A 26,140-nucleotide genomic window follows, 5' to 3' on the forward strand; every position below is an offset into this window, starting at 1 on the left:
AAAGTACAAAGAAAAAATAAATTATTCAATAAATCAAGTAAACATTTGATTTTTTTGAAAAACGTTAACAAATTAATTTTATTGTATCACAATTTAATTCTAAAATTTTCATTTATTTTGTAATTTAGCAATTTCAATAGTAAACATGAAACGAAAAATTACGATTTTATCTTTAATCGCTTTTGCATCAACACTTTACGCCCAAAGAAACACCATAGAATGGAATGGTTCTAAAATTCAGGATTTTGGTGACACAAAATTAAATCTTCCTAATTTTAAAAATGAAGGTTTTTCTTACAGCCAAAATAATGTTTTTATCGTAAGCAAGCAAAAAATCGGAGAAAAGCAATTAAAAATCTCAGACCTTGTTTGGGAAAGCGTTTCTAACCAGGAATTGTTTGAGCTGGATAAAGGCAGACTTCCGGATTATGATGTAGCAGATGTTTCCTATTATACTTTAGAGGGTGAAAGCTATGCCAGTATTAGTATTGCTTTATTTAAAAATGTAAAAGGGCGTGTTCAGAGATTATCTTCATTTAATGTTTCAGAAGCTTCTTCTTTTATCAATACAACAGGAACGGTTAATAAAATAGGTACCACCGGTAATCCTTTATCAAGTGGAAATTTTTATAAGATAAAGGTAGACAAGTCCGGAGTATTCAAAATCACTTCCCAGTTTTTAAAAGACAACGGAATTAATCCGAGTTCTGTAAATCCTAAAAACTTCAGAATTTATGGAAACGGAGGTGTTATGCTTCCTGAATACAATCAGGATGCAAGATACGGAGCTTTACAGGAAAATGCCATTCAGGTAGTAGGTGAAGATGATGGGGTATGGAATGACAATGACTATGCTCTTTTCTATGCACAAGGTCCGGACGGATATAACCTTTATGATACAGGCAATGGAAATGGCTTTAAAAGACATGATACCCGATTCAGTGAAAGAAGTAATAATGTAAAAAATATCTACGAAGACTTCTCGTATTATTATATCAACTTTGACAAGGGCGCAGGAAAAAGGGTTCCTACTGTAGATGGAAATCTTCCTGGCCAGCTGATTACAAGATATGACAGTTACCAGGTCATTAACAAGGATCAGAAAAACCTGTTAAAAGTAGGAAGAACATGGGTAGAGGATGCTCCTTTCTCCAATGAAAAGACCATAACACTGACTACGAATTCTCCTATACAGGCGAATGACGTAGTACGATACAGAACCCAGGTAGTGGCCTATAATTCCCAGCAGAATACGATAGATTTTAAAATCAACAATTTAAATCCACACCCGCTGCAGGTAATTCCTACGGATACTTCTTCCTATCAGTATACTTTTTATCCTGTAACGTACACAGGAACATTAACAAATCTTACCGGAAATCAGTTTACATTGGTTTATAATCCTGACATTTCCAAAAATCCTAATGGAACATTCTATTTTGATTATCTGGAAGTTCAGTATAAGGAAAACCTTGCATTCAATGGTTCACAAATGAACTTCAGGGATTATTCAATTGTAAGTGGAAGCAATACAGACTATGGTTTCAGCATCAGTAATGCCAATAATATAGAACAGGTATGGGATGTAACAGACATTACCAATGCTAACAGAAGAGTGAATAAAGCAGGAGCCGGTTCTTTCAACTTTGCCTATACTGCTGCTGATCAGAATTTCAATAATGAATTTGTAGCTTTCCGTGCTGATGCAGCTTTCAGCCCGCAGTTTGTAGGAAGAATTTCCAATCAGAATTTATCTGCAATACAAAACGTAGACTATCTTATCCTTACCGTTCCCGAAATGATGGGCCAGGCACAGAGAATTGCCAACTATCATCAAACGAAGAATAACTATAAAGTAGAAATTGTTGACATCAATAAAATCTATGAGGAATACGGCAGTGGAAGCAAAGATCTTACTGCGATAAGAGATTTCGTAAGCAAACTCAATACTCCTCTGGGAAGACTTCAGTATGTATTTATTCTTGGGGACACTTCATACGATTATAAAAACAGAGTTCCGAACAACTCAAATGTTGTTTCCAGCTACCAGAGTGAGCAGTCTTCAGATTATGTATCCTCTTTTGTGACGGATGATTATATTGTGATGACCAAGCCGCAAACCGCATTATTAATTGAAAACAATTTACCAGACCTGCCTGTTGGTAGAATTCCTGCCGCCAATGTAAGTGAAGCCGGAGATATGATCAACAAAACGCTGGCTTATTATAATTCTCTTCAGGGACAGTCGAGTCCTTTCGGAGACTGGCGTATGAGGCTTGACTTTGTGGTAGATGATAATAATGAAGGAGGCGGGCCATTTCATAATGTAATGAACGCATCCCTTGCCAGCATATTTGAACAACCGGGCCAGCAGGAACTTAAAGAGTATAATGTTAAAAAATTATACATGGATGCCTTTACCGCTCAGAGTACATCCGGAGGACGAAGATATCCGCAGGTAAACCAGGCCATTTCCAACGCTATCGGAAACAGTTTGTATCTATTCTATTTCGGACACGGAGGAATCAACGGATGGGCGCAGGAAAGAGTACTTACCAGTACAGAAGTTCAGAATGCCAACAATTTTTCCAATGTATACAGCAGATTCCCGTTTGTATCTACCATCACTTGTGAGTTTACATTATGGGACGAACCTTCAACCAATTCTGTAGGTGAGCAGTTTATTAAAATGAAACAGGGAGGTGTTTCTACCATGATTACTTCCAGCCGTGCTATCGGAGTTGATTATGGACGTGATTTTACCAATACTCTTACTCAGAATATTTTTAAATTAACCAATGATGACTTCAATACATTGGGGAATGCTCAATTGATTGCTAAAAAACAAAAGGGTCCAAACAGTAACCACTTAAAAGTAAACTTATTGGGTGACCCGGCAATGAAATTAAGCAGACCTCAAAGACTTCTTGTTATTGATAATATTGAAACTCCGGTTCCCGGATTGATCAGAGGTTTGGATTTTGTGAAAATTAAAGGACACATCAATAATCCGAACGGAACCCTGAACAATACCTTCAACGGAAAAGTCAGCATCAATATTTTTGATAAGAGATTAAATAAGAAAACACTTAATAACAGTGGAATTTTAACTCCGGTTTTAGAATATACTGAAGAAGGAAGTGCGATTGTAAAATCTGCAGGAACTGCGGTAAACGGAGTTTTCACTGCTGAATTTTATGTTCCTAAAGACATTAACTATGCTGTAGGACAAGGAAGAATACTAGCCTATGCTGACAACAAAGCAACAGATGTTTTCAATAACCAGGCAGTACAGGTAGGTGATATTAATCCTAATGGAATCAATGATAATCAACCTCCAAAAGTAAAGCTGTATATGAACAACACCAACTTTGCAGATGGTGGAATCACCAATCAGAATCCTATGCTTCTTGCGTGTCTTACCGATGACACAGGAATCAACTCAACAGGATCCGGTGTAGGACATGATATTACAGTATATCTTGATGGTCAGATTATCAATACTGTTGTTTTAAATGATTTTTATGCTCCCGGAGAAGGAAACGGATGCTTAAATCCTAGTCTTGCCGAATACCAGAAAGGAAATGTAACCTACCCTTTCAGAAATCTGGCAATAGGGCAACATCAATTAACATTTAAAGTTTGGGATATAAACAATAATTCGACAACTGCTACGTTAAATTTTGAAGTTAAAGATGAGTCTGACCAACACCTGACGATCAACCGTCCGCTGAACTGGCCAAATCCATTTACCAATAAAACCTATATTCAGTTTGAACACAACTGTGATGATATTCTGGATGTGAACGTACAGATTTATACAATAACCGGAAGATTGGTAAGAACTTTATCGCAGCCGGTGGTTGCAGAACCGTTCCTGCAGGGCTATAGAACCCCACGCCAGGCCATAGAATGGGACGGAAGAGATGATTTTGGAGCTACAGTAGCAAAAGGTACGTATATTTTTAAGATATTTGCAAAAAGTCAAAATCAAGAAAAATGCAAAGGAAGTGCTACAGCTGTAGAAAAAATGGTACTTTTGAAATAATTAAACAGAACAATAGATAATAATATTAATAAAAAACTGATAATATATAAAAGACAACATATGAATTTAACTACTAAACTGCTATTAGGATTTGGTTTGAGTGCTGGTTTTTTAGGCTATTCGCAAGATTTAGGTAAAGTAAACCCAGTTCTTACCGGAGCTCCTTTCTTAAGAATTGCACCTGATGCAAGATCGGGAGGTATGGGAGATCAAGGGGTGGTAACCTCTCCGGATGCATTTTCCCAATTCTGGAATGCGGCTAAATACCCTTTCAGCAGGACAAGTTCTTCCGTAGGTCTTAACTATACGCCTTACATGGGAAAACTTACCAATGATGTATTCTTATTATATGCTTCGTTCCATAAGTTTTTAGGGCAGGAAGAAAGATCTACAATCTCCGCGAGTATCTATTATTTCAATATGGGACAGGTAGACCTGACTCAATTGGTGGGTACGGAAATCGCTTCTATGGGTACATCAAAACCAAACGAATTCTCCATTGACGTTGCCTATGCTTTGAAACTTTCTGATTCATTCTCCGGAGCTGTTACCGGTAGATTTATCCGTTCAGACTTAGCCGGAGGATTCAATACAGATACAACACTTAAAGCTGCAAACAGTTTTGCAGTAGACGTTTCAGGATACTATACCTCTCCAAGATTCTCAAGTATTGGTGGATATGATGGTAAAGTGAATGCAGGTCTGGCTATTCAGAACTTAGGTCCGAAACTGGATTATACAGGAAATGAAGAATCAAGATCTTATCTTCCTACGATGGCAAGATTAGGGGTTGGATACGATATGTACCTGGATGATATGAACAGAATCGGAATTTCTGTGGAAGGTTCAAAACTATTGGTTCCTGGATCTGAATATGCAGGAATAGACCCGAATACAAGACAGCCTATTTATCAGATCCCGAATGTAGGACCAATGGCTGGTATCGGAAAATCTTTCAAAAATAAAAACAGTATCATGTACAGTGGTGCTTTAGAATATTCTTATGACAATGCATTTTCTGTAAGAGGAGGTTACTTCCATGAAAGTGAAGAGCAGGGAGCAAGACAGTTTGCTACTGCGGGGGTTGGGTTAAGATACCGTTCTTTCGGACTTGATCTTTCTTACCTGATCAACATGTCTAAGATCAACAGTGCTTTGGATAACACGCTACGTTTCGGTCTTACATGGAACATTGGAGAAGAAACCTCCAACAACGACCGTTAATAAAAGCAACAGCTCTATAAAAGAAGCCTCATACATTGTATTGAGGCTTTTTATGTCAATGGTCACTCGTCAATGCGCTCTGCTTGTCAATTTATTTTCACACTAAACCATTACCATTCACTTTGCAAAGCAAAAATTCACTATTGACCTTTAAATAATGCCATAGTATAATCAAGGAGCTTTCCGTCGCCATACTCTCCATGTCCGGTAACTACAATTTTCACATCCGGATATTCTTTTTTTACTTTTTCAACGGTATTGGGCCAGGCAGAAACATTAGCATCCCCCAAATATCCTTTGCCCGCCTCCAGCTCTTTTAATAAACAGCCTCCAAATAAAATATTCTCACTAGGAAAATAGCCTACAGCATTATCTTTTGTATGTCCTTCGCCAAAAAATTTTGTCACAACAGCGTTGTCTCCCACTTTTAAAATAACAGAATCATTAAAACTGTTTTCAGGAATAACAAAATTATTTTCTTTAGCTAATTCGATGGTTTTAGCATACGCATAAGAGGGGATATTATGTTTATGAAAAGCCATCAATCCTCCTAAACTATCATCATGAAAATGGGTGGGAATAACAGCCTTAACTTTTGCATCGAGCTTTTCATTAATCCATTGTATCAGCTCTTCTGAACTTTTATCGTTGGTAGTTGTATCAAAAACAACGGTTTCATGATGATCTTTTACAATCAATCCATTACACGGTACATTCCCGAAATCATTGGTTTGTTTAAAGGAAGTATGAATAAAAGAATTTTCCGAAATCTGAGTAATGATCAGGGCTTTTGATTCATATATTTTCTTTGCTTTAAAACTGTTTTTGCCCTGTGAGCTACAGCTTACGATAATCATAGAAAACAAAATAGCCAATATATTTTTACTGATGAATTTCATAAAATAATTATTTATAACTGATTTAAGCTAAGGTAAGGATTCATGGAACAAGATTTGTTAGCTGTTGTGTTAAAAAATGACTAATACGAGCTGTGAATCACTGGTATGTTTCTTCTGTCAGTTTATTTTAAATAATAGTAAAGACTAATTAAATAAAATATAACATTAAGTCGAGAAAAGTCTTTTTTTTATGGCGATTTTCTTAATTTCAATAGCTATTTTTGTAATATGAACTATTCGGCGGAACTAAAAAAATTTGTAACCAGTCAGTATGTATATTCTGCCATCAGAATTACATTAGCTACTGTTCTGCCTTGTTTAGTCCTTGCCCACTTCGGGATTTTGAAAGAATACTTCCTTTTCCCACTGGGAACCAGCTTTGTAGCTCTTACCGACCAGCCCGGTCCTTTTATCCGAAGAAGAAATGCCCTTACTTTTGCGATCTGCTGTTTTGTTTTTGTAGCACTCATTGCCAGCCTTGTAATGAATATCAAAGTACTGGTCATTCTGGAGGTGATTGTCTTCGGGATGTTTTTCTCCCTTATTGGCGTTTATGGTCAGAGATTAGCAGCCGTCGGCTCATTATCCCTTGTGGTACTGGCGATCTTTATTGACGGGCATCTTACGGGAAGTAATATCTTTAAAAGTTTATTGATATTTGCTTCCGGCTGTATATGGTTTCTGCTTATATTTCTTATTGTAACCACCATTCGTCCTTATAAGCTGGCAAGCCAGATGATTGGTGAAAATTATCTTCAGCTGGCTGAGTTTTTAAAGATTAAAGCCAATTATTATCAGAAAAATCCGGATTTTAATAAGCTGACCACTCAGGTTATTGCCAAGCAGATTGAAATAAAAAATCTTCAGGAAGATACCAGAGAAACGGTTTTTAAAACCAGAACCATCGTTAATGAATCTACGACAACCAGTCGTTTATTAATGCTGATGTTCCTGAACTCGATGGACCTTCATGAAAAACTGATGACTTCTGAAAGTGACTACCAGAAACTGCAGCAGAGTTTTGAAGAAAGTATGATCCTGGTGAATATCCATGATTATCTTAACCTGTTAGCTGAGGAAATCACCAATATCGGTATCGCCCTTCAAAGTGGTACCAGAGCAAAGCCAATGTTTAACCTGGAACAGGAATTAAAAAGCTTAAATTATAATTATTTCGAACTCAGAAATAAACAGCTGTCACCGGACAACCTGGAAAATTTCATGATTCTGCGCCAGATCCTGATGCGAATCTATGAAATCACAAAAGAAATTAACGAGATCTATAAGGTATTTTCGCAGGATATCAAACTGGCAAAAAGTTTATCCACCGGGTTAGACCTTAAAAAGTTTATGCCGAATGAGCCTAAACTGAATGCTAAGGTGTTAAGAAATAATATTTCCTTATCATCTTCCCATTTCCGTCATGCTATAAGAATTACAACAGCTTTGCTATTGGGATATGTTTTTTCGATGTTTGATTTTCTGGGACTGGGACACACGTATTGGATCTTAATTACCATTACAGCGATCTTAAAACCCGCTTATTCCATCACTAAACAGAGAAACCTTCTGCGTCTCTATGGAACGATTGCAGGGGCAAGTATTGCGTATGCGATTCTCCATTTTGTACATATAAACGGTGTTTTATTTGCGATTCTTCTGATCAGCATGATCATGTGCTTCAGCTTTCTGAAAGGAAGGTATTTCTGGGCGGTATTATTCATGACGATTTATGTTTTCCTCAGCTTTAATTTTTTAAATCCGGGGAAAGTTAATATTATTTTTAAAGACAGGATCCTGGATACCGCTATTGCCGGAATCATTGCTTTTGCAGTATCCTATATTGTATTGCCGGTTTGGGAACATACCCAAAATCTGGATCTGATGAAAAAGTCTGCCGCAGACAACCTTATCTATTTCCAGAGTGTGATTTCCAAATTCTTACAGGGAAATTTCGACCTTGAAGATTATAAGGTAAAACGAAAAAATGCCATCATTTCTTTGGCTAACCTTTCCGATAATTTCCAGAGAATGATTTCTGATCCTAAAAATCAGCAGAAAAAACTGGAAGTGGTTCATCAGTTTGTGGCAACTTCTCATCTGATTACTGCCTATACAGCTTCCCTATCCCAATATGCAAAAAGTAATGAACAGTATCCTGAAATAGATGCTGAAAGCTGGAGCAGAAAGATTGAGGCAGAAATGCAGCAGACCTCTACCCTTCTCAACGGAAATGATATTAATGAAACCCTGAAAATGGAAAGCCGCCTTGAACCGGAAGATTCATCCATTGAAGATATGCTTCTGAAAAGAAAGACTGAGATTGAGGAAAACGAAATTGTAGACCGAAGAGATCCTGATAAAATTTCACATTTAACGGAGCTTAAAAATATCCACGATATCCTGGAGCTGATCTATGATGTCGCAAAGGAGCAGAGAAAGGTGATTGAAAAATATAAAAACGAAACAGAGCCTACTCCTCCACAATCGTAAAGCAGTAATCGTCAAAAAACTCTACTCTGGCTTTGAATTCATCGGAAAATTCATCGTCATATACCCTACAGCTTATTTTATGAAGATGCTTCAGCTCAAAAGGCTTTACTTCATAATTTTTCTTTAATGACCAGTATTTTGAATGATGGATTTTGTACATACTCTCCTTCACACTCCATATAATAGTATAGAAAGTATCCGCTTTGTCTTCCGGAATAAATCCACGCTCATTTTCATAGGTGAATTTATCAATTACCCTTAAAATTTTAGGATTGAATTTTTCAACATCAATTCCTATTTTATTTTTAGAGATAGCAATGGCTGCAAAAGGAAAAGAATGCGTAATGGAAATCTCCGCATCCTTGGGAGAAAGAAAAGGTTCTCTTTCTTTATACAAAATTTTAGAATTTGGTTTCAATCCTTTCAGGAGCTTACGCACCATCAGGACTTCCAGTAATTTTTTAGGATGATAATCCTTTACCTTCTCAGCATTTTCAGGCTCCAGAAGCTGATTGATATCAAGCTCTTCACTTTCATCGTACTTCCAAACCAGAATGGTGGCGTTATCATCTGAAAAATCTCTGTAGAGGGGCATTCTTTTTTTATTGGACAAAAATAGTGAAAAGATGCGGAAGTTGAAAGGAATAGAAGATGGGAGCTGGAAGATGGAAGTTACTATTCGTGGTAAAAAGAATTTTCAGACTGAAAAATCCGTTGAGAAAAAAAAACTCTTTGTTTCCTTAATCTTTAGAAACCTCCAGCTTCCCTCTCCCAGCTTCCAGCTTAATTATTTAGATTGATGATTCGCATCATTTCTATGCTCCACAATTTCCAGATTGCCATCCACAAAATAAGCACTTCCGAATCCGTTGACATAAGATCCTTTTACCGGCTGCAGGGCAATTAAAATAAAATCTCCCATTTCGGAAATTACATCTACAACTTTACCATGATTTTCTTTAAGTTTCACCACTACAGTATTCCATACTTCAGAATCTCTTTCAATCTGAGAAGTTGTTGCTTCAAGGGTTAGACGTTCGCGGGCATAGATCTGTTTGGTTGCCGATTCATCTTCAATAAACATAATGGATGTTTTTCTTCCGTCAGCAAGGTTTTTAGTATGTTTTGCCATAAAAGATACCAGAATATAGAATGTCTGATCTACCTGTACAAAAGGAGCATAACTTGAGTTAGGATTTCCTTCGGTATCTACAGTAGCTAAAATAATACTTTTGGATGCATTGATCAACTCCTGTACTTTTGGAGCAACGGGTTTGATTTTCTTTTCCGTATGAGTTTGATTCATAATATATTTATTTATCAGCTAAAATTAACTATTTATATTAAGACTAAATAATATTAACTCATGTTTAATCTCATAAAACTGAACTCGGTGTGCCGTTTTTATATCTTAATTATAAATCGTAATTTTGCCTTTCGTTATCAATTGAATTTAAAAACTATTCATTACATATGAGTACTACAACACAATACGTTCCTTATAAAGTTAAGGACATCTCCCTTGCAGAATGGGGTAGAAAAGAAATTACCCTTGCAGAAGCAGAAATGCCAGGTTTGATGGCTATCCGTGAAGAATACGGACCATCTCAGCCACTGAAAGGAGCAAGAATCGCCGGATGTCTTCACATGACAATCCAAACGGCTGTGCTTATCGAGACTCTTGTAGCTTTAGGAGCTGAAGTTACATGGTCATCTTGTAATATTTTCTCTACACAGGATCACGCTGCTGCTGCTATTGCTGCTGCAGGAATTCCGGTGTATGCATGGAAAGGTTTAAATGAAGAGGAATTTGACTGGTGTATTGAGCAGACTTTATTCTTTGGTGAAGACAGAAAGCCATTAAACATGATTTTGGATGATGGTGGAGATTTAACAAACATGGTTTTTGATAAATATCCTGAGTTCACAAAAGATATCAAAGGTCTTTCTGAAGAAACCACTACAGGGGTTCACAGACTTTATGAAAGAATGAAGAACGGAACTTTAGTAATGCCTGCCATCAACGTAAATGATTCTGTTACTAAATCTAAATTCGACAACAAATACGGATGTAAAGAATCTGCTGTAGATGCAGTAAGAAGAGCTACAGACGTAATGCTGGCTGGAAAAAGAGTGGTAGTTTGCGGATACGGAGACGTAGGTAAAGGTACTGCTGCTTCATTCAGAGGAGCTGGCTCTATCGTTACTGTTACGGAAATTGACCCGATCTGTGCACTTCAGGCTGCTATGGACGGATATGAAGTAAAAAGATTAGACACTGTGGTAGACAATGCTGATATCATCATCACTACAACAGGTAACTTCAATATTGTAAGAGGAGAGCACTTCCTTAAAATGAAAGATAAAGCGATCGTTTGTAACATTGGTCACTTCGATAATGAAATCGATATGGCCTGGTTAAACAAAAACTACGGTCAGACTAAATCTGAAGTGAAGCCTCAGGTAGATATCTATACAATTGAAGGAAAAGAAGTAATCATCCTTGCAGAAGGTAGATTGGTAAACTTAGGATGTGCTACAGGTCACCCAAGTTTCGTAATGTCCAACTCTTTCTCTAACCAGACGTTGGCTCAGATCGAATTATGGAACAACTCTGCTGCTTATGGAAACGAAGTATACATGCTTCCTAAGCACCTGGATGAAAAAGTAGCTGCTTTACACCTTAAGAAATTAAGCGTAGAGCTTGAAACTCTTTCTCCTGAGCAGGCTGAGTACATCGGAGTAGACGTAAAAGGGCCATTCAAGCCTGAGTACTACAGATACTAAGATCTCAACAAAACATGATATGATCCCACTATTTCTAAGATAGTGGGATTTTTTTATGCGGAAAAATAAAGCATTCGTTATTTTTGTCCCCTAAAAAAATAACATGAAAAAATTCTTATTTCTGGGACTCATGAGTTCTGTGGTATTCTTTAACAGCTGCAGCAGTAATGATGACAATGAAGGAAACAATACCTCTAAGGTATTATTGAGCAAAGTCACTATAGTTTATTATGACAATCCGGCTCAGCCGCAGACAAGCATACAGACGCTGGAATATAATAATCAGGGTGAACTTATCAAAACATCAACAGCTTTAGGATCTTCCAAGTTTGAATACAGTAACGGAAAACCAACTAAAACCACTTATTATAAACCAGATGGTACGGTAGACTATTATTCAGATTATACTTACAACGGAGATCTTCTTACCACGGTTAAGGCCATCTATACTAATAATCCGGATTACAACAGAACCATTACTTTTAATTATAACACCAACGGACAGGTAATTTCTTCATCTCTTTGTCAGTCACCAGCCTGCTCCAACCCCATCATTGATACTTTTACTTATGATGGAAACAATATTTCAACAGAAATTTCAGAAGGTGGAGGATCCAGCTACAATACTAAAGTTGTTTACTCTTACGATGATAAACCCAACCCGTACATCAATATCAACAAATACATAAAAATTATGATGGGAGGAGCCTATGCGGTAAGTCAAAACAATTATCTTGTAGAAAAGATAAGCTTTAAAAGTAATGGAACCTGGACACAAAACCAAACCCGAACTTCCACAATCCAATACAACAGCGCTGGTTATCCTACTCAGGTCATTTCAAAAGAGGCCAACGGAAACCTTTCCGCACAGTATACTTACGAATATATTACTCAATAATAGATAAGCTCTCCAAATTGGAGAGTTTTTTATAAATTAAATATTTTTTGTTCCCATTCATATGGCTATTTTTACCAATAATGGATATATTTAGCCTTTATTTAATAAAAACTTTTAATACATGAAAAACCAATTATTTATCGGGTTGATGAGTTCATTTTTATTCGTCAGTTGCAGTAGCAATAATGACGAAAATAATGAACCCAATCCTTCTGATTCTCAAATATTATTAAGTAAAGTCACTACAGTTTATTATACAAGTCCCTCCGGGCCGCACACCAGCATTACAAAATTAGATTATAACAGTCAGAAACAATTATTTAAAATTATATCAGAAAACACTACCTCTGTTTTGGAATATGATAATGCCGGCAAGCCTTCAAAAATTACTTACCAGAAAGCAGATGGTACCGTAGCTTATTATAAAACCTGTACTTATAATGGTGATCAGCTTACTACGATTAAAACAATGTATCCCGATACTCATTATAACACGACAATGACGTATACCAATGGTAAAGTTGCTGCCACTTCCACTTGTGAGTCTTCCAGTTGTCCAATCCCGTCTACCATGTCATATACTTATAGTGGTGATAATGTTTCGGAAGAAATCTCGGTCAGTGATGGTATTGGTGGTCCACATACTAATAAAAAAGAATTTTCATATGATAATAAGGTAAATCCCAATTCTTTGATGGGCAAATATTTTAGAATGATTATGGGAGGAGCAGAGTTTTTAAGTCAGAATAATTATACCACAGTAAAAATAAGTGGCAAAGATGGCACCGGAAACTGGAGCCAAATTATGAATTTTACCTATCAGATAGAATATAATAGTAATCAATTACCAACTCAGGTTATGGTAAAACTGGATAATACTGATTATGCAAAATATACTTACGAATATATCACTCAGTAAAGCAAAGCTCTCCATTTTGGGGAGTTTTTTTATGAGCTGATTCCCGCTATCCGCTCATACTCCTCACGCCAGGCTAGCCTACCATCAACCCTCTACTCTTCTGCTTATGTTCCGGGGTAACCGCTGCTATCGGGGCTAGGGAGGAAATTATAAATGATAAATGATGAATGATGAGTGATGAGTGATGAATTATGGATAGGGGTTGTATTATTCAATAGGAACGGGTTATTATCCTGAGCATAACCAGAAAGGTTACGAACGTTAGTTCAAGAAGGGAGCCCGTTTTACATTAAATAAAAATACATCCATCGGCTTTAGCCGAAACATAAACTTACTCCACATAGCAATTCAGTATTTTTCCCATATTTTCCCTTTGCCAGAGCTCTATTTATAAAAAATGAATATCTTAGCCCTCTTAAATAAAACATTAAACTATGAAAAAACAAAGAGTATCGAATGCATTCGTCGCTGCATCGTGGGTAGCATTGGGAGCGGGAATGATTGGCTTTATTGTGGGTCTTGCAAGAGCAGAAATGCTGCTGAATGAGAAGGGATATTATTTCACCATCCTTCTTTATGGTTTATTTGCTGTGGTGTCTTTACAGAAAGCAGTACGTGACAAATTAGAAAACATTCAGGTAACAGATATTTATTATGGAATCTGCTGGTTTGCTACATTATCATCTATTGTCTTACTGGCCATAGGACTTTGGAATGCCACCATCCTTCCAAGCGAAAAAGGTTTTTATGCCTTTGCCTTTCTACTGGCACTCTTCGGAGCCATCGCAGTTCAGAAAAACACCCGTGATAATATGCTTCAGGAATAAAGTAAACTCTCCAAAACGGAGAGTTTTTTATTTAAAAAATTTCATTAAAATTTATAAATTACTACAAACTTTACATTTAAGTTAAAAATATATTAAGTTTTTTACTATTTTAGTAGTGCTTATTTCACAAACTAATGACATGTACAAAAAACTCTTATTTTTTACTTTATCTATTGTATTATTTCAGTTTTCAAAAGCACAAAATGAATTCATCACCATCTGGAAAACCCAAAGTTCCCCACTCATTAAATTTCCCGGGAGAGGAACCAATTTCAAAGTCTACTGGGAAGAAGTAGGATATCCTCAGCATAACGGGACGATCAATAATGTAACTTCCACTACTGAATTTATTATCAACACAGGAACACCTTTCAATCCTACTCCATCTCAGGCAAGCTACAGAATTAAAATCAGTGACGGCAACGGAAGCTTTGACCAGGTGAGATTCTTCGACAATACATTAACTCCCACCTATAACGCTTCAGACCGTTCAAAAATCACTCAGATTACCCAGTGGGGAAATATAAAATGGAAAAGCTTTGACAATGCTTTTGTGTACTGTGATAATATGGACGTAACAGCCACAGATATCCCAGACCTCAGCATGGTCATCAGCATGCGCCAGATGTTTTATTTATGTATTTCACTCGTCGGAAATCCTTCTTTCAACACGTGGAATACCTCCACCATCACAGATATGTATTATATGTTTGGTGACAATTATCTCTTCAACCAGCCACTGGGAGATTGGGATACTTCGAATGTTACAGATATGTCTTATATGTTCGACTATACAGGATTCAACCAATCTTTGAGTAAATGGAACACGGCAAAAGTTACTACCATGGAACATATGTTTCATGATTCAGAAAATTTCAACCAGGATCTTCAAAACTGGAATACCAGCAATGTCACCAATATGAATGAAATGTTCCGTGACACCGCTTTTAACCAAAATATCGGAAAATGGAATTTAAGTTCATTAACAACAGCTACCGGCATGTTTCTCAATTCCGCCATGAGCTGCCTCAATTATGATAAAACACTTTTTGGATGGAGCCAGAGTTCCTCAACACCTGATAATATTGATTTATCAAGTGCTTCTCCATTAATTTATTCTCATGCTGATGCAGTAGCTGCAAGAAATTACTTAATCAATAATAAAGGCTGGACTATCTCGGGCGATGTTTACAACGGACTCTGCAACCAGACCCTTTCAACTTCTGAAAAGGATATAAACAACAACGCCGCCATTTATCCCAATCCGGCAAGGGAGATGATTTATCTGAAAAATATTCCACATCCTGTAAGTTTTATCATCACCGATATGAGTGGAAGAACTATGGTGAAAGAGAACCTGAAAAACGACAAAATTCCTGTCCACCTTTTAACTCCGGGCAATTATATTTTACAGATTATGACAAAGAGTTCAACAATTTCATTTCCATTCATAAAAAAATAAACCTCAACAAAACAAATAACCATAAAACGATAAACATGATTTTAAAGAAAATTCCAATACTCATTTTTCTTTTGCTGATCTTCCTGGCAAAGGCACAAAATGAATTTATCACAGTATGGAAACCCAGTCTTACACCACCTAACTATCCTTATGCAGGAATTCCTGTCAACTCAAACAATAATCAGATCTGGTTTCCGGGAATAGGAACAAATTATCAGATCTATTGGGAAGAAATTGGCTACCCATCACATAATGCCACTTTAACGAATGTAACTTCTGCCTATCAGCTTCTGATCGATTTCGGAGTTCCACAAAATCCCAATCCTGCAGATGCTACCTACCGTTTGAAAGTAAGCAATGGAAACGGAAATTTTCACCAGATAAGATTTGCCGACTGGGATATGTTCAATGATAACGGAATTGTAGGTGATGTTCATAAAATACTGTTGATAGAACAATGGGGAAATATTCAGTGGTCCTCTATGGAACAGGCATTTCAGGCATGCAAAGAGTTAGATTTTACGGCAACAGATGTTCCCGATCTGAAAGAGGTAACAGATATGTCCCATATGTTTTTAGGGTGTTATAGCTTAGTGGGAAATTCCAGTATCAATACCTGGAATATTTCCAATGTAACAACGCTGCTGGGAACATTTTCAGGATGTTTTGTATTCAACCAGCCGGTTGGAGACTGGAACACGTCCAACGTTACCATGATGGGGATAACATTCTCTGCGGCCAAACTTTTCAACCAGCCACTGGCCAATTGGGATACTTCTAAAGTGACTGCTACCGCCGCTATGTTTAGTGGAGCGACTCAGTTTAACCAACCTATCGGGAATTGGGATATGTCCAGTAATCTTGATGCAGAATTCATGTTTTCGCATGCCATCAATTTCAATCAACCACTCGGTAACTGGAATACAACACAAATCATCGAAATGAATAATATGTTTTTGAGCGCAAAAGTTTTTAATCAGGACATCAGCAGCTGGGATACTCAAAATGTCAAATTTATGCAGGGTATGTTTTATAATGCAGAAAACTTCAACAGTAATATTTCCAATTGGGACACCAGAAAAGTAGAATGGATGTCTGAGATGTTCAGAGGGGCAAAAAGCTTCAATCAGGATATAGGAAAATGGAATGTAAGTTCAGTAAAAAGTATGAACGACATGTTCAATGATGCCATTATTTTCAACCAAAATCTGGGAAAGTGGAATCTCAGTTCATTATTGTATGCATCCAATATGTTTAAAAATTCTGCATTAAACTGCCAGAACTACGACAGCACTTTGTATGGCTGGAGCCTGAACCCTTCTACTCCCAATAATATCAATCTATCCTCTGCTTCTCCTCTTACGTATTCCCATAATGTAGCAGTGACAGCGAGAAATCATCTGATCAACAATAAAGGCTGGACGATCAGCGGAGATACCTATAACGGAGAATGTCAATCTTTCCTTGGAACTTCTCATGTAAAAGTGAAAGGTGAACTTAGTATTTATCCCAACCCTGCCAGTCATAGTATTTATGTAAAAAATTCCGCTGCTAAAGACTTTAAAATTATCGACATGAGCGGAAGAATTGTTTTGAGCGGAAATCTGACAGATGGGCAGATCGACATCCAGACATTAACGTCCGGGAATTATATTTTGCAACTGTATTCAAAAGAAGAGATCCAAAACTTAAAATTTATCAAAAAATAACTATACAACTAATACCTATAAATAATAAACATGATTTTAAAAAAGATTCCTACACTTATTTTTCTCATGCTGGCCTTCATTGCGAAAGCTCAGAATGAATTCATTACCATCTGGAAACCTGCATCTACCGTATTGCCAGCAGTAAATGTAGATGCTCCCTACCAGGCAACGACTCAGCAGATATGGTTTCCCGGAATTGGTGACAATTATGATATTTACTGGGAGGAAGTAGGCTATCCGCAGCACAATGGTTCCCTTCTCGATGTAACTTCCACAAAACAGGTTCTTATTGACTTCGGGACGTCAATCGCAGAAAAAAATGATGCCAAATACAGGGTAAAAGTTACAAACGGAAATGGAACTTTCAGGCAGATAAAATTTGGAACGCCTCAATTATTTCCTGGTCCTGAGCAAGTCATTCCTATCTGGCAGATCAATGGAAGTTCAGATAAAATATTAGAAATAGAACAATGGGGTAATATTTCTTGGACTACCATGGAGAGTGCCTTCAGTCTATGCAGGCTTATGCAGCTTACAGCAACAGATACTCCCAATCTTAATAATGTGGAGGATGCATCTTTCATGTTTTATGGCACCACCAGCTTTACAGGCGCCAGCTCTATGCAAAACTGGGATACTTCGAAAATTAAGAATTTCAGTTTTATGCTGTCTCTTTTATTCGATGTAAATCCATCTTCTGCCGTAATAGAGCAATTCAATTCACCTTATCTGGACAGCTGGAATATGTCTTCGGCCACCAACCTCAGCTATATGTTGGGAAACAGAACAGTTTTTAACCAGACTCTCAATAGCTGGGATGTCTCAAAGGTTACCGATATGAGCTGGATGTTTGGCCAATGTTTAAGTTTCAATCAACGACTGGATAACTGGGATACTTCAAGCTTGGAGGACATGCATTTTATGTTTCATATGATTCCTGTTTTCAATCAGCCGTTAAACTGGAATACTTCCAAAGTGACCAATATGTCCCATGTATTTCATGGCTGTACAACCTTTAACCAGTCCTTAGACAATTGGGATATGACAAAAGTGACCAGAATAGATCAGATGCTTAATATTGCCTCAGGTTTCAATCAGTCACTGGGAAACTGGAACTTAGCTTCTCTTACCAGTGGTACTGGCGCTTTAACACTGGCAGGCCTTAATTGTGAAAATTACAGCAAAACCCTTATGGGATGGGCAGACAACCCCAATACAGCCAACAATGTTTCATTGGGTTTTGTACAGGGATTAAAATATGCTCCCAACGTATCGGACAAAAGGGATGTTCTCATCAATAAAGGCTGGTCTATAGTAGGTGATACTCCTGGAAGCTGCTTATTATCTTCATCAGATATAAAGCTGAATAAAAAACCTCTGCTTTACCCTAATCCTGCTGTTGATGATATTCATATTGAAGGATTAAGTGATATAAAAAATTATAAAATTTATGATGCCAGCGGAAGACTGGTAAAGGAAGGTAATCCCAATAATGATATTATCAATGTAAGCTCCCTGCCTAAAGGAAATTATATGATACAACTGATCATGAAAGAAAAAACAATTTCTTCAAAATTCATTAAGAAATAACTATAAAACCTCAATATGACATTGAAAAATTTTTTGACAGGACTTTTTATTTTCCTGTTGTGTACAGTAAAAGCCCAGAATGAATTTATCACTATCTGGAAGCCTGCTTCTACAGTATTACAGCCTGTCACTGTAAGTGCTCCCTACCAGGCAAGTTCTCAGCAAATATGGTTTCCCGGAATTGGTGAAAACTATGATATTTATTGGGAAGAGGTAGACTATCCCCAGCACAATGGTTCTCTTACCAATATAACCTCTACCAAACAGGTTCTTATTGATTTTGGTACATCAATCGCAGAAAAGAATGATGCAAAATACAGAGTAAAAGTGAGTAACGGGAACGGAGTTTTTCAACACATAAAATTTGGAGACGTACAGGAGGTTCAGCTTCCGGATCAGATTTTTCCGGTGTGGCAGATCAACGGAAGTGCGGATAAAATACTGGAAATAGAACAATGGGGAAATATTGCCTGGACAACAATGAACAGTGCTTTCAGCCAATGTAAACTGGTTCAGCTCACTGCAACTGATATTCCGGATCTTAGTAATGTTGAAGATGCTTCTTATATGTTTTACGGCGCAAAGACCTTTACAGGCGCAAGCTCCATGCAAAACTGGAATACTTCTAAGATTAAGAAATTCAGATTTATGTTTGCTATTATCTTTGACAGTATCAATAACTCGCTTCCCGATCAGTTCAATCCTCCTTATTTTAATAGCTGGAATATGTCATCAGCAACTGATCTCAGTTTTATGTTTGGAGGAAGAGGGATCTTTAACCAGACCTTAAACAACTGGGACGTTTCGAATGTCACTGATATGAAATGGATGTTTGCTCTTTGTCCAAACTATAATCAGCCTATGGATAACTGGGATACCTCAAGTCTGGAAGACATCCGTTTTATGTTCCATTTTGATTCCGGTTTCAATCAATCGTTAAATAATTGGAATACTTCTAAAATTACCAATATGGCCCATGCTATTCATGGCTGCACGGCCTATAGTCATTCCCTTGAAAACTGGGATATGACCAAGGTTACCAGAATAGACCAGATTCTTAAGGAAACACCCAACTTTAATCATTCCCTGGCTAGCTGGAATCTTACCAGCGTTAATAATGGAGCCCAGGCTTTGATGCAAACAGGAATAGATTGTGAAAATTTTAGTAAAACACTTGCAGGATGGGCAGATAATCCTGATACTGCCAATAATGTTGATTTAGATATTGTAACCCCTTTGACTTATGCTTCCAATGCAGTAGATAAAAGGAATATTCTCATCAGTAAAGGTTGGACGATGTCGGGTGATACAGTAGGAAACTGTTTACTGTCTTCATCAGAAGTCAAGCTGAATAAAAAACTTTCACTATATCCCAATCCCGCTGTGGATGATATTCATATTGAAGGACTAAGTGACATTAAAAAGTACAGAATTTTTGATGCAAGTGGAAGACTTGTACTGGAAGGAAACCCCAATAGGGATATGATTAATGTAGGATCTTTACCAAAAGGGAATTATATTTTGCAGCTGGTTCTGAAAGAAAAAACAATCTCTTCAAAATTCATTAAAAAATAAAAGCAAAAAGCCTCGCTGAAAAGTGAGGCTTTTATTTTGAGTTCAAAACTCAACTATTTATCAAAATGATTAGGATGCTGGGCTTTGATATCATCTACCGTTCCCAGTACTTTATCTTTTAAAGAATCCTGATATTTCTGAAGCTTAGCAGCTACTTCCTCATTACCGCTTCCCAGGATTTTTGCTGCTAAAATACCTGCGTTCAGAGCTCCGTTCAATGCTACCGTAGCTACCGGAATTCCTCCAGGCATCTGAAGAATAGACAATACAGAATCCCATCCGTCTATAGAATTACTGGACAAAATAGGAACTCCGATTACCGGAAGTGTTGTACAGCTTGCCACCATTCCCGGAAGATGTGCTGCTCCTCCTGCTCCTGCTACAATGACCTTCAGCCCTCTTTCCTGAGCAGTTTTTGCATAATCGAACATTCTTTCCGGAGTTCTGTGTGCTGAAACTACAGTTAATTCATAAGGGATATCAAGGCTTTTAAGAAAATTTGCAGCCTGTTCCATGATCGGCAGATCACTCTGACTGCCCATAATAATTCCTACCATCTTCAATTTTATTAGATGTTCAAAGATAAAAAATAAAAATGTAAAGAGGAAAGACTACAAAAAATCCGGGAAACGGTTTATGATTATAATTCCTGAAATAATTTAATCTTTCAATGAATCTTCCATTTAAAATGTAAAGAATTAATATAGTTATTTTTGGCTCATATTTTTCATCTGTACTCTTATAAATTACAGCATCTGTATCCATAAAAATCGCTGGAAAAATAGATATATTTGCTGTTACACCACATTAAAATTGAAAGATTATAAACTTACACTGGCTGTATGTACCGTTGCAATTGTCTGGGGTACTACCTTTTTATCAATAAGGGTTGCGGTAGAAACAATACCCGCCTGGTTTGTAGCAGGAATACGTCAATTCCTTGCCGCGATTATCATGTTCCTTATTCTTACCTATAGAAAAGAATTCAAATGGATAGGCTGGACAAGCCTGAAATACCAGTTTATCTTCTCTTTATTAATGCTTGTAATTGCAAACGGAATGACCACAGTAGCGGAAGAGGAAGTCACCAGCAGCCTTACTTCACTGATAAGTGCCTGCTCTCCTATTCTGGTATTTTTCGGAAGCATGGCTCTAGGTCTGCAGAAATTCAGCTGGCGGGCTTTTACAGGCGTAGTTCTGTGTTTCAGCGGAATCCTTTTTATTTTCTGGGATGGCATTAATGATCTAAAAAACCCGGATTATGCACGGGGAATATTATTTTTATTCATTGCCATTGCGGGATGGGCTTCAGGAACTATTTTTACCAAAAAGCTCAATATTCAAAGCGGAAATATTTCACTTAACCTCTTTTACCAGTTTGCCTTTGCAGGAATTATCCAGATAATTTTTGCCTTCCTTTTTTCAGAAAACTACAACTTCGGAAACTGGAGCCTGAAAAGTATTTTTGCGATGCTTTATTTATCATGCTTCGGCTCTGTAGCTGCATTTTTTGCTTTTCATTATGCATTGACCAAAGTTTCTCCGGTTCAGGTATCCATCCTGGCTTATATTAATACGGTAATTTCCATTTTTTTAAGCTGGCTGATTCTGGATGAAAAAATTTCTGCCAAATTCATCATTGCTGCAGTACTTATTATTGTAGGGGTATTTGTTATCAATTACAATCCTGCCATGTTTAAAAAGCAGAGAATCGAGTCGTAAATCAAAAAATAATCTCAATCCCTTTATTCCGCTGTTTTTTAATGTATTAAATATAATTAAAATCAGATCTGTTTCAGTTAGGTTTTGTATTTCCTTCATTTTTCTTATCTTGTATACTCCAACCGATACAATATGCTGAAAAACACATTTTTTTTATTTCTGACCGCCTCTTTCCTTTTGATGAGCTGTGACTACAAAGAGAAAGAAAAGAACCTGACAGACAGGGAGAAACAATTATTAGAGAAGGAAAAATTATTCGCCAAGAAAGAATCCGAGTACCAGTCGCTTCTGAAAATGAGGGACAGTATTTTTGCCAAAAAAGATTCATTAGTGATTACGGCAGCATGGCCTGCAGAAATTTCCGGGCCATGGAACGGTAAAGTAATCTGTACAGAATCCAACTGCAGCGAATATGCAGTAGGCGACCAACGTACCGATATCTGGGAATTCGATAATGATTCTACCCAGCCCATTACCAAAATCATCAATAACAATAATCTGGTAAGGCTGTATACAGGAAAGTTTGAAAACAATGAGATCAGACTGTCTTTCAAAACCGATTCTACAGCCAAAAAGAATGTAGAAATGAGCGTTCTTCTTAATGATATTTCGGACAACAAGATCAAAGGAACCAGAACCATCACTTCTGATGGCTGTACCGCCAAGTTCTCTGTTGAATTAGTACGTTCCACAAAATAAACACTTATGATTTTACTGAGTATACACAACCTGAGTCTTCCTATAGAAGATCCGGTACTGAAGTTCCTGTTGGTACTGGTCATCATCCTTGCAGCACCATTGCTGCTTAATAAAATTAAAGTTCCACACCTTTTAGGACTTATCATTGCCGGGGCCATTATCGGTCCGAACGGATTCAATGTATTGTCCAGAGACAGCAGTATAGTGGTAACCGGAACCACCGGACTTCTTTACATTATGTTTCTGGCCGGCCTTGAAATTGATATGGGAGATTTTAAAAAGAACAAGTGGAAAAGTCTCACCTTTGGTATCTATACCTTTACCGTCCCTTTTGTATTGGGGTATCTTGGTGGATATTACCTTCTTCACTTTTCAATGCTGACGTCTATCCTTTTTGCCAGTCTTTTTTCATCCCATACTCTTATTGCCTATCCCTTAGTGAGTAAGTTGGGAATTGCGAAAAATAAAGCAGTTAATATCACTGTCGGAGGTACAATGATCACAGATATTCTTGCGTTATTGGTACTTGCCGTGATTGTGGGAATGTCTCAGGGAGATGTAGGAACAGAATTTTGGGTTAAACTATCGGTCTCTTTTGTAGTTTTTGCGCTTATTGTACTTATTGTATTCCCTATTATAGGCCGTTGGTTTTTCAAAAGAGTGGATGATAAAATTTCGCAGTATATTTTTGTACTGGTTATGATTTACCTGGCAGCCATGCTGGCTGAGCTGGCTGGTGTAGAAGCCATTATCGGGGCATTCTTTGCAGGATTAGCTTTAAACAGACTTATTCCTCACACCTCTTCTCTGATGAACAGAGTTGAGTTTGTAGGAAATGCCATCTTTATTCCTTTTTTCCTGATCAGTGTAGGAATGCTGATTGATTTTAAAGTTTTCTTTAAAAGCTGGGAAACCCTGGAAGTGGCAGCAATCATGCTGGTAGCCTCTATCGGAGGAAAATACCTTTCTGCTGTAGCCACTCAGAAAACATTCAGACTGACCAAAGAGGAAGGGAAACTGATCTTCGGATTGAGTTCTGCTTCTGCAGCAGCAACCCTGGCTTCTGTAATGGTAGGATATAACATCATCCTTTCGGAAACTGAAACCGGAGAGCCCGTAAGATTACTGAATGAGCATGTCTTGAACGGAAGTATTTTACTGATCCTTATTTCGTGTACCATCTCCTCTTTCATATCTATGGCAAGTGCCCAGAAGATTGCGGAGAGTGACAATGAAGATACCGTTTCCGGAAATACCCATGAGGAAGAAAACATTCTATTGGCCATCAATCATGAAGCTACAGTGGAAAGAATGGTCAACTTAGGAATCCTGATCAAAGCACATTCCAATACAGAAGATCTTTTTGCTTTAAATGTTATCAATGAAGATAAAAATGAATCTTCAGTAAAGAATGCGGAGAAACTTCTCCATCAGGCAGCAGATGCAGCAGCAGCCGCAGATGTAAAATTACAGGCATTAAAAAGATATGATAACGACGTCATCAATGGAGTAAATAATGTGATTAAAGAACAGAAAATTACAGATCTTATTATCGGACTGGAAGATGAAAAAGGGTTCTCTCCTTCTTTTGTGTATAACCTTTACAATGGTTATCTGCAGAATGATGATGTGAATGTGCTGGTTTACCATGCTGCACAGCCACTTTCCACGATTAAAAAATATGCCGTGATGATTCCTGAAAACGCTCACCAGGAAGCAGGATTCTTCCATGCATTGCTGAGAGTCTGGAATATTGCCCGAAATTCCGGTGCTACAGTTGTTTTCTATGCTCCTGAAAACATTATTGATATTCTTCAGAAAATCATTAAAAAAGCCAATATAGAAGCAGAATTCATTATCATGAGTACCTGGCAGGATGGTGAAAGAACCGCAGCACAGCTTAAAGATGATGAAGCTTTAATTATTCTGATGGCAAAACGCGGCATGAAATCTTACATTCCAAGAATGAGACTGATTCCGGAACTTCTGAACAGAAATCTGAGTGATAACAATTATCTTTTGATTTTCCCTTTCTCAGAATATGATAAAAACAGTCCGGAAATACGTTCTGTAGGAAATCACGGAGATTTTGTGGAGATTGGAAATGTGATTCAGAAGATTTTTAAATAAGAGCTTGGAAGCTGGAAGAGGGATGATGGAGGTTATCGATGTGTGAATATCGTTTTTTTCATCAATAAACAATTCAATAATCAATAGCGTCGGGCTTTAGCCCGATTTGAACCATAGAAATAAAATTGGCTTTAGCCGAAACTTAAAATTAAGTTTTGGCTAAAGCCAATTGAATCTGTGATTATTTGTAAACGGGCTCCCTTCTTGAACTAACGTTCGTAACCTTTCTGGTTATGCTCAGGATAATAGTCCGTTCCTATTGAATTTCGTATTTTGGTCAAAAAAAATAACCTATGAAACAAACTATCGGATTTCTCTTCTTTTTTATGTCTATTATTCTTTCTGCACAAAACCTCACTCTTTCCGATAAAGAGATGAAAAAGAAACTGGACTCTATTAAAACTGAAGGAAACCTACTCTATTCTTACGAAAATGCATCATGGCATGCAGGAGATCTTGTAGGCAGCAATAAAAGGCTTGCGGAAAATACCGGGAGCTATATCACATACCAGAAAAATGACACCATCAAGACTTCCTTTCTTAATAAAGCCGGTAATATGGTGATCGCAGAACTTTCTTTCAAAAATAACCAAACAAAACCTGTGAAAGAAAATTTTAAAGAAAGGGTAATTAATGAAACTGAAAACACATTAAAAAATATCCGTTCTACCATTATTCCGCAGTTATCCGATCCAAAATATGCGGTAACGGTACCACAAGGATATAGTCTTAATATGATTATTATCCCGTTTAATGAAAACTATAAAGTGTATTTAATACCAGGTACGGCACAGTCCGGAGTCATTCCTTTCGGAAATGATTATCTTTTTGTTTCTGATAAAAAAGGGAATATTATTTCCCATAAAAAATTTCATTCAAGACTTATTCCAACCTCTACAATATTGGAAAATGGAGGAACAGTAACAATGTCTACTCACAGCCATTTGGCAACTAATCCTTTTATTTCTGCAACGGACATTTGTACTTTTAAATTGTATGCTCCGCTTACATCGCTTGAAGAATTCTCTGTTTTGTCAACAGCTTTAGGAAGTTATATTAAATACAATTATAAAAAGGATAATATTGAGATGGTTAAGAAGCCTTAATTATAAAAATATTTAAACCATCAATAGCGTCGGGCTTTAGCCCGATGTGAAC

At 37.2% G+C, this 26,140-nt stretch carries 20 protein-coding genes; 16 read left to right on the forward strand and 4 right to left on the reverse strand.

Features of this window, described 5'->3' with window-relative positions; translation table 11 throughout:
- The first annotated feature begins 145 nt into the window (after positions 1 to 145).
- Together porU and porV are read left to right on the forward strand one after the other, a co-directional pair.
- Positions 146 to 4,048, forward strand: coding sequence for a type IX secretion system sortase PorU (gene porU, locus RAH34_RS00465; protein WP_306594796.1), 3,903 nt, complete (start codon positions 146 to 148; stop codon positions 4,046 to 4,048).
- Positions 4,049 to 4,108: 60 nt separating this feature from the next.
- Positions 4,109 to 5,272 (forward strand): type IX secretion system outer membrane channel protein PorV, encoded by a 1,164-nt coding sequence (gene porV / locus RAH34_RS00470; protein ID WP_114819139.1) that lies wholly within the window; start codon positions 4,109 to 4,111, stop codon positions 5,270 to 5,272.
- 140 nt (positions 5,273 to 5,412) lie between these two features.
- Here the strand turns inward: porV and blaCHM are convergent, their stop codons facing one another.
- Entirely contained in the window at positions 5,413 to 6,171 is a 759-nt protein-coding gene (gene blaCHM / locus RAH34_RS00475; protein ID WP_306594797.1) for a CHM family subclass B1 metallo-beta-lactamase, read from the reverse strand.
- Positions 6,172 to 6,399: 228 nt separating this feature from the next.
- On the opposite strand from blaCHM, the gene RAH34_RS00480 reads away from it, so the two are divergent.
- Positions 6,400 to 8,664 carry an FUSC family membrane protein gene (locus tag RAH34_RS00480; protein WP_114819137.1) on the forward strand — a complete coding sequence of 755 codons (2,265 nt, stop codon included), beginning with the start codon at positions 6,400 to 6,402 and terminating at the stop codon, positions 8,662 to 8,664.
- On the opposite strand, the gene RAH34_RS00485 is transcribed toward RAH34_RS00480, so the two are convergent.
- Entirely contained in the window at positions 8,645 to 9,259 is a 615-nt protein-coding gene (locus tag RAH34_RS00485) for a 4'-phosphopantetheinyl transferase family protein (protein WP_114819136.1), read from the reverse strand. The two genes, RAH34_RS00480 and RAH34_RS00485, sit on opposite strands and share 20 nt — an antisense overlap.
- A 31-nt stretch (positions 9,260 to 9,290) precedes the next feature.
- On the opposite strand from RAH34_RS00485, the gene RAH34_RS00490 reads away from it, so the two are divergent.
- The gene (locus RAH34_RS00490) at positions 9,291 to 9,464 is read left to right on the forward strand and encodes a hypothetical protein (protein WP_306594798.1); all 174 of its coding nucleotides are present in this window, start codon (positions 9,291 to 9,293) and stop codon (positions 9,462 to 9,464) included.
- On the opposite strand, the gene RAH34_RS00495 is transcribed toward RAH34_RS00490, so the two are convergent.
- Positions 9,452 to 9,970 (reverse strand): pyridoxamine 5'-phosphate oxidase family protein, encoded by a 519-nt coding sequence (locus RAH34_RS00495; RefSeq protein WP_306594800.1) that lies wholly within the window; start codon positions 9,968 to 9,970, stop codon positions 9,452 to 9,454. The genes RAH34_RS00490 and RAH34_RS00495 overlap by 13 nt on opposite strands.
- 167 nt (positions 9,971 to 10,137) lie before the next feature.
- On the opposite strand from RAH34_RS00495, the gene ahcY reads away from it, so the two are divergent.
- The 8 genes from ahcY to RAH34_RS00535 all read left to right on the forward strand — a co-directional run bounded on the left by ahcY (position 10,138) and on the right by RAH34_RS00535 (position 20,431).
- Positions 10,138 to 11,451, forward strand: coding sequence for an adenosylhomocysteinase (gene ahcY, locus RAH34_RS00500; RefSeq protein ID WP_034699895.1), 1,314 nt, complete (start codon positions 10,138 to 10,140; stop codon positions 11,449 to 11,451).
- Between the two features lie 103 nt (positions 11,452 to 11,554).
- A complete protein-coding gene (locus RAH34_RS00505) occupies positions 11,555 to 12,349 on the forward strand; it encodes a hypothetical protein (RefSeq protein WP_306594801.1) in 795 nt (264 codons plus the stop codon).
- A 121-nt stretch (positions 12,350 to 12,470) separates the two neighbouring features.
- Complete coding sequence (locus RAH34_RS00510; protein WP_306594802.1) at positions 12,471 to 13,268, forward strand: hypothetical protein; 798 nt, start codon at positions 12,471 to 12,473, stop codon at positions 13,266 to 13,268.
- Positions 13,269 to 13,702: 434 nt separating this feature from the next.
- Positions 13,703 to 14,095 carry an inner membrane protein YiaA gene (gene yiaA / locus RAH34_RS00515; protein WP_047434004.1) on the forward strand — a complete coding sequence of 131 codons (393 nt, stop codon included), beginning with the start codon at positions 13,703 to 13,705 and terminating at the stop codon, positions 14,093 to 14,095.
- Positions 14,096 to 14,234: 139 nt separating this feature from the next.
- Positions 14,235 to 15,557, forward strand: a complete 1,323-nt coding sequence (locus tag RAH34_RS00520; RefSeq protein WP_306594803.1) for a BspA family leucine-rich repeat surface protein — start codon at positions 14,235 to 14,237, stop codon at positions 15,555 to 15,557.
- 35 nt (positions 15,558 to 15,592) lie between these two features.
- Complete coding sequence (locus tag RAH34_RS00525) at positions 15,593 to 17,266, forward strand: BspA family leucine-rich repeat surface protein (RefSeq protein WP_306594804.1); 1,674 nt, start codon at positions 15,593 to 15,595, stop codon at positions 17,264 to 17,266.
- A 30-nt stretch (positions 17,267 to 17,296) separates the two neighbouring features.
- Positions 17,297 to 18,856, forward strand: a complete 1,560-nt coding sequence (locus RAH34_RS00530; protein ID WP_306594805.1) for a BspA family leucine-rich repeat surface protein — start codon at positions 17,297 to 17,299, stop codon at positions 18,854 to 18,856.
- A gap of 15 nt (positions 18,857 to 18,871) precedes the next feature.
- On the forward strand, positions 18,872 to 20,431 hold the full coding sequence (locus tag RAH34_RS00535) for a BspA family leucine-rich repeat surface protein (RefSeq protein WP_306594806.1): 1,560 nt from the start codon (positions 18,872 to 18,874) through the stop codon (positions 20,429 to 20,431).
- A 53-nt stretch (positions 20,432 to 20,484) separates the two neighbouring features.
- On the opposite strand, the gene purE is transcribed toward RAH34_RS00535, so the two are convergent.
- Positions 20,485 to 20,988 (reverse strand): 5-(carboxyamino)imidazole ribonucleotide mutase, encoded by a 504-nt coding sequence (gene purE, locus RAH34_RS00540; RefSeq protein ID WP_034699885.1) that lies wholly within the window; start codon positions 20,986 to 20,988, stop codon positions 20,485 to 20,487.
- A gap of 256 nt (positions 20,989 to 21,244) precedes the next feature.
- Between purE and RAH34_RS00545 the strand changes: the two genes are divergently transcribed.
- The 4 genes from RAH34_RS00545 to RAH34_RS00560 all read left to right on the forward strand — a co-directional run bounded on the left by RAH34_RS00545 (position 21,245) and on the right by RAH34_RS00560 (position 26,088).
- Positions 21,245 to 22,153 carry a DMT family transporter gene (locus tag RAH34_RS00545; protein ID WP_306594807.1) on the forward strand — a complete coding sequence of 303 codons (909 nt, stop codon included), beginning with the start codon at positions 21,245 to 21,247 and terminating at the stop codon, positions 22,151 to 22,153.
- Between the two features lie 132 nt (positions 22,154 to 22,285).
- Entirely contained in the window at positions 22,286 to 22,852 is a 567-nt protein-coding gene (locus RAH34_RS00550) for a hypothetical protein (protein ID WP_306594808.1), read from the forward strand.
- Between the two features lie 6 nt (positions 22,853 to 22,858).
- The gene (locus RAH34_RS00555) at positions 22,859 to 24,982 is read left to right on the forward strand and encodes a cation:proton antiporter (protein ID WP_306594809.1); all 2,124 of its coding nucleotides are present in this window, start codon (positions 22,859 to 22,861) and stop codon (positions 24,980 to 24,982) included.
- A 293-nt stretch (positions 24,983 to 25,275) separates the two neighbouring features.
- Positions 25,276 to 26,088, forward strand: a complete 813-nt coding sequence (locus RAH34_RS00560; RefSeq protein ID WP_306594810.1) for a hypothetical protein — start codon at positions 25,276 to 25,278, stop codon at positions 26,086 to 26,088.
- Positions 26,089 to 26,140 lie beyond the last annotated feature (52 nt).

Source organism: Chryseobacterium sp. WLY505, from assembly GCF_030846215.1.
Taxonomy (GTDB): domain Bacteria; phylum Bacteroidota; class Bacteroidia; order Flavobacteriales; family Weeksellaceae; genus Chryseobacterium.

Excerpts from the sequence above, each read along its gene's own strand:
- porU (WP_306594796.1), top strand. The coding sequence starts at position 146 with ATGAAACGAAAAATTACGATTTTATCTTTAATCGCTTTTGCATCAACA.
- porV (WP_114819139.1), top strand. The coding sequence starts at position 4,109 with ATGAATTTAACTACTAAACTGCTATTAGGATTTGGTTTGAGTGCTGGT.
- blaCHM (WP_306594797.1), bottom strand. The coding sequence starts at position 6,171 with ATGAAATTCATCAGTAAAAATATATTGGCTATTTTGTTTTCTATGATT.
- RAH34_RS00480 (WP_114819137.1), top strand. The coding sequence starts at position 6,400 with ATGAACTATTCGGCGGAACTAAAAAAATTTGTAACCAGTCAGTATGTA.
- RAH34_RS00485 (WP_114819136.1), bottom strand. The coding sequence starts at position 9,259 with ATGCCCCTCTACAGAGATTTTTCAGATGATAACGCCACCATTCTGGTT.
- RAH34_RS00490 (WP_306594798.1), top strand. The coding sequence starts at position 9,291 with ATGCGGAAGTTGAAAGGAATAGAAGATGGGAGCTGGAAGATGGAAGTT.
- RAH34_RS00495 (WP_306594800.1), bottom strand. The coding sequence starts at position 9,970 with ATGAATCAAACTCATACGGAAAAGAAAATCAAACCCGTTGCTCCAAAA.
- ahcY (WP_034699895.1), top strand. The coding sequence starts at position 10,138 with ATGAGTACTACAACACAATACGTTCCTTATAAAGTTAAGGACATCTCC.
- RAH34_RS00505 (WP_306594801.1), top strand. The coding sequence starts at position 11,555 with ATGAAAAAATTCTTATTTCTGGGACTCATGAGTTCTGTGGTATTCTTT.
- RAH34_RS00510 (WP_306594802.1), top strand. The coding sequence starts at position 12,471 with ATGAAAAACCAATTATTTATCGGGTTGATGAGTTCATTTTTATTCGTC.
- yiaA (WP_047434004.1), top strand. The coding sequence starts at position 13,703 with ATGAAAAAACAAAGAGTATCGAATGCATTCGTCGCTGCATCGTGGGTA.
- RAH34_RS00520 (WP_306594803.1), top strand. The coding sequence starts at position 14,235 with ATGTACAAAAAACTCTTATTTTTTACTTTATCTATTGTATTATTTCAG.
- RAH34_RS00525 (WP_306594804.1), top strand. The coding sequence starts at position 15,593 with ATGATTTTAAAGAAAATTCCAATACTCATTTTTCTTTTGCTGATCTTC.
- RAH34_RS00530 (WP_306594805.1), top strand. The coding sequence starts at position 17,297 with ATGATTTTAAAAAAGATTCCTACACTTATTTTTCTCATGCTGGCCTTC.
- RAH34_RS00535 (WP_306594806.1), top strand. The coding sequence starts at position 18,872 with ATGACATTGAAAAATTTTTTGACAGGACTTTTTATTTTCCTGTTGTGT.
- purE (WP_034699885.1), bottom strand. The coding sequence starts at position 20,988 with ATGGTAGGAATTATTATGGGCAGTCAGAGTGATCTGCCGATCATGGAA.
- RAH34_RS00550 (WP_306594808.1), top strand. The coding sequence starts at position 22,286 with ATGCTGAAAAACACATTTTTTTTATTTCTGACCGCCTCTTTCCTTTTG.
- RAH34_RS00555 (WP_306594809.1), top strand. The coding sequence starts at position 22,859 with ATGATTTTACTGAGTATACACAACCTGAGTCTTCCTATAGAAGATCCG.
- RAH34_RS00560 (WP_306594810.1), top strand. The coding sequence starts at position 25,276 with ATGAAACAAACTATCGGATTTCTCTTCTTTTTTATGTCTATTATTCTT.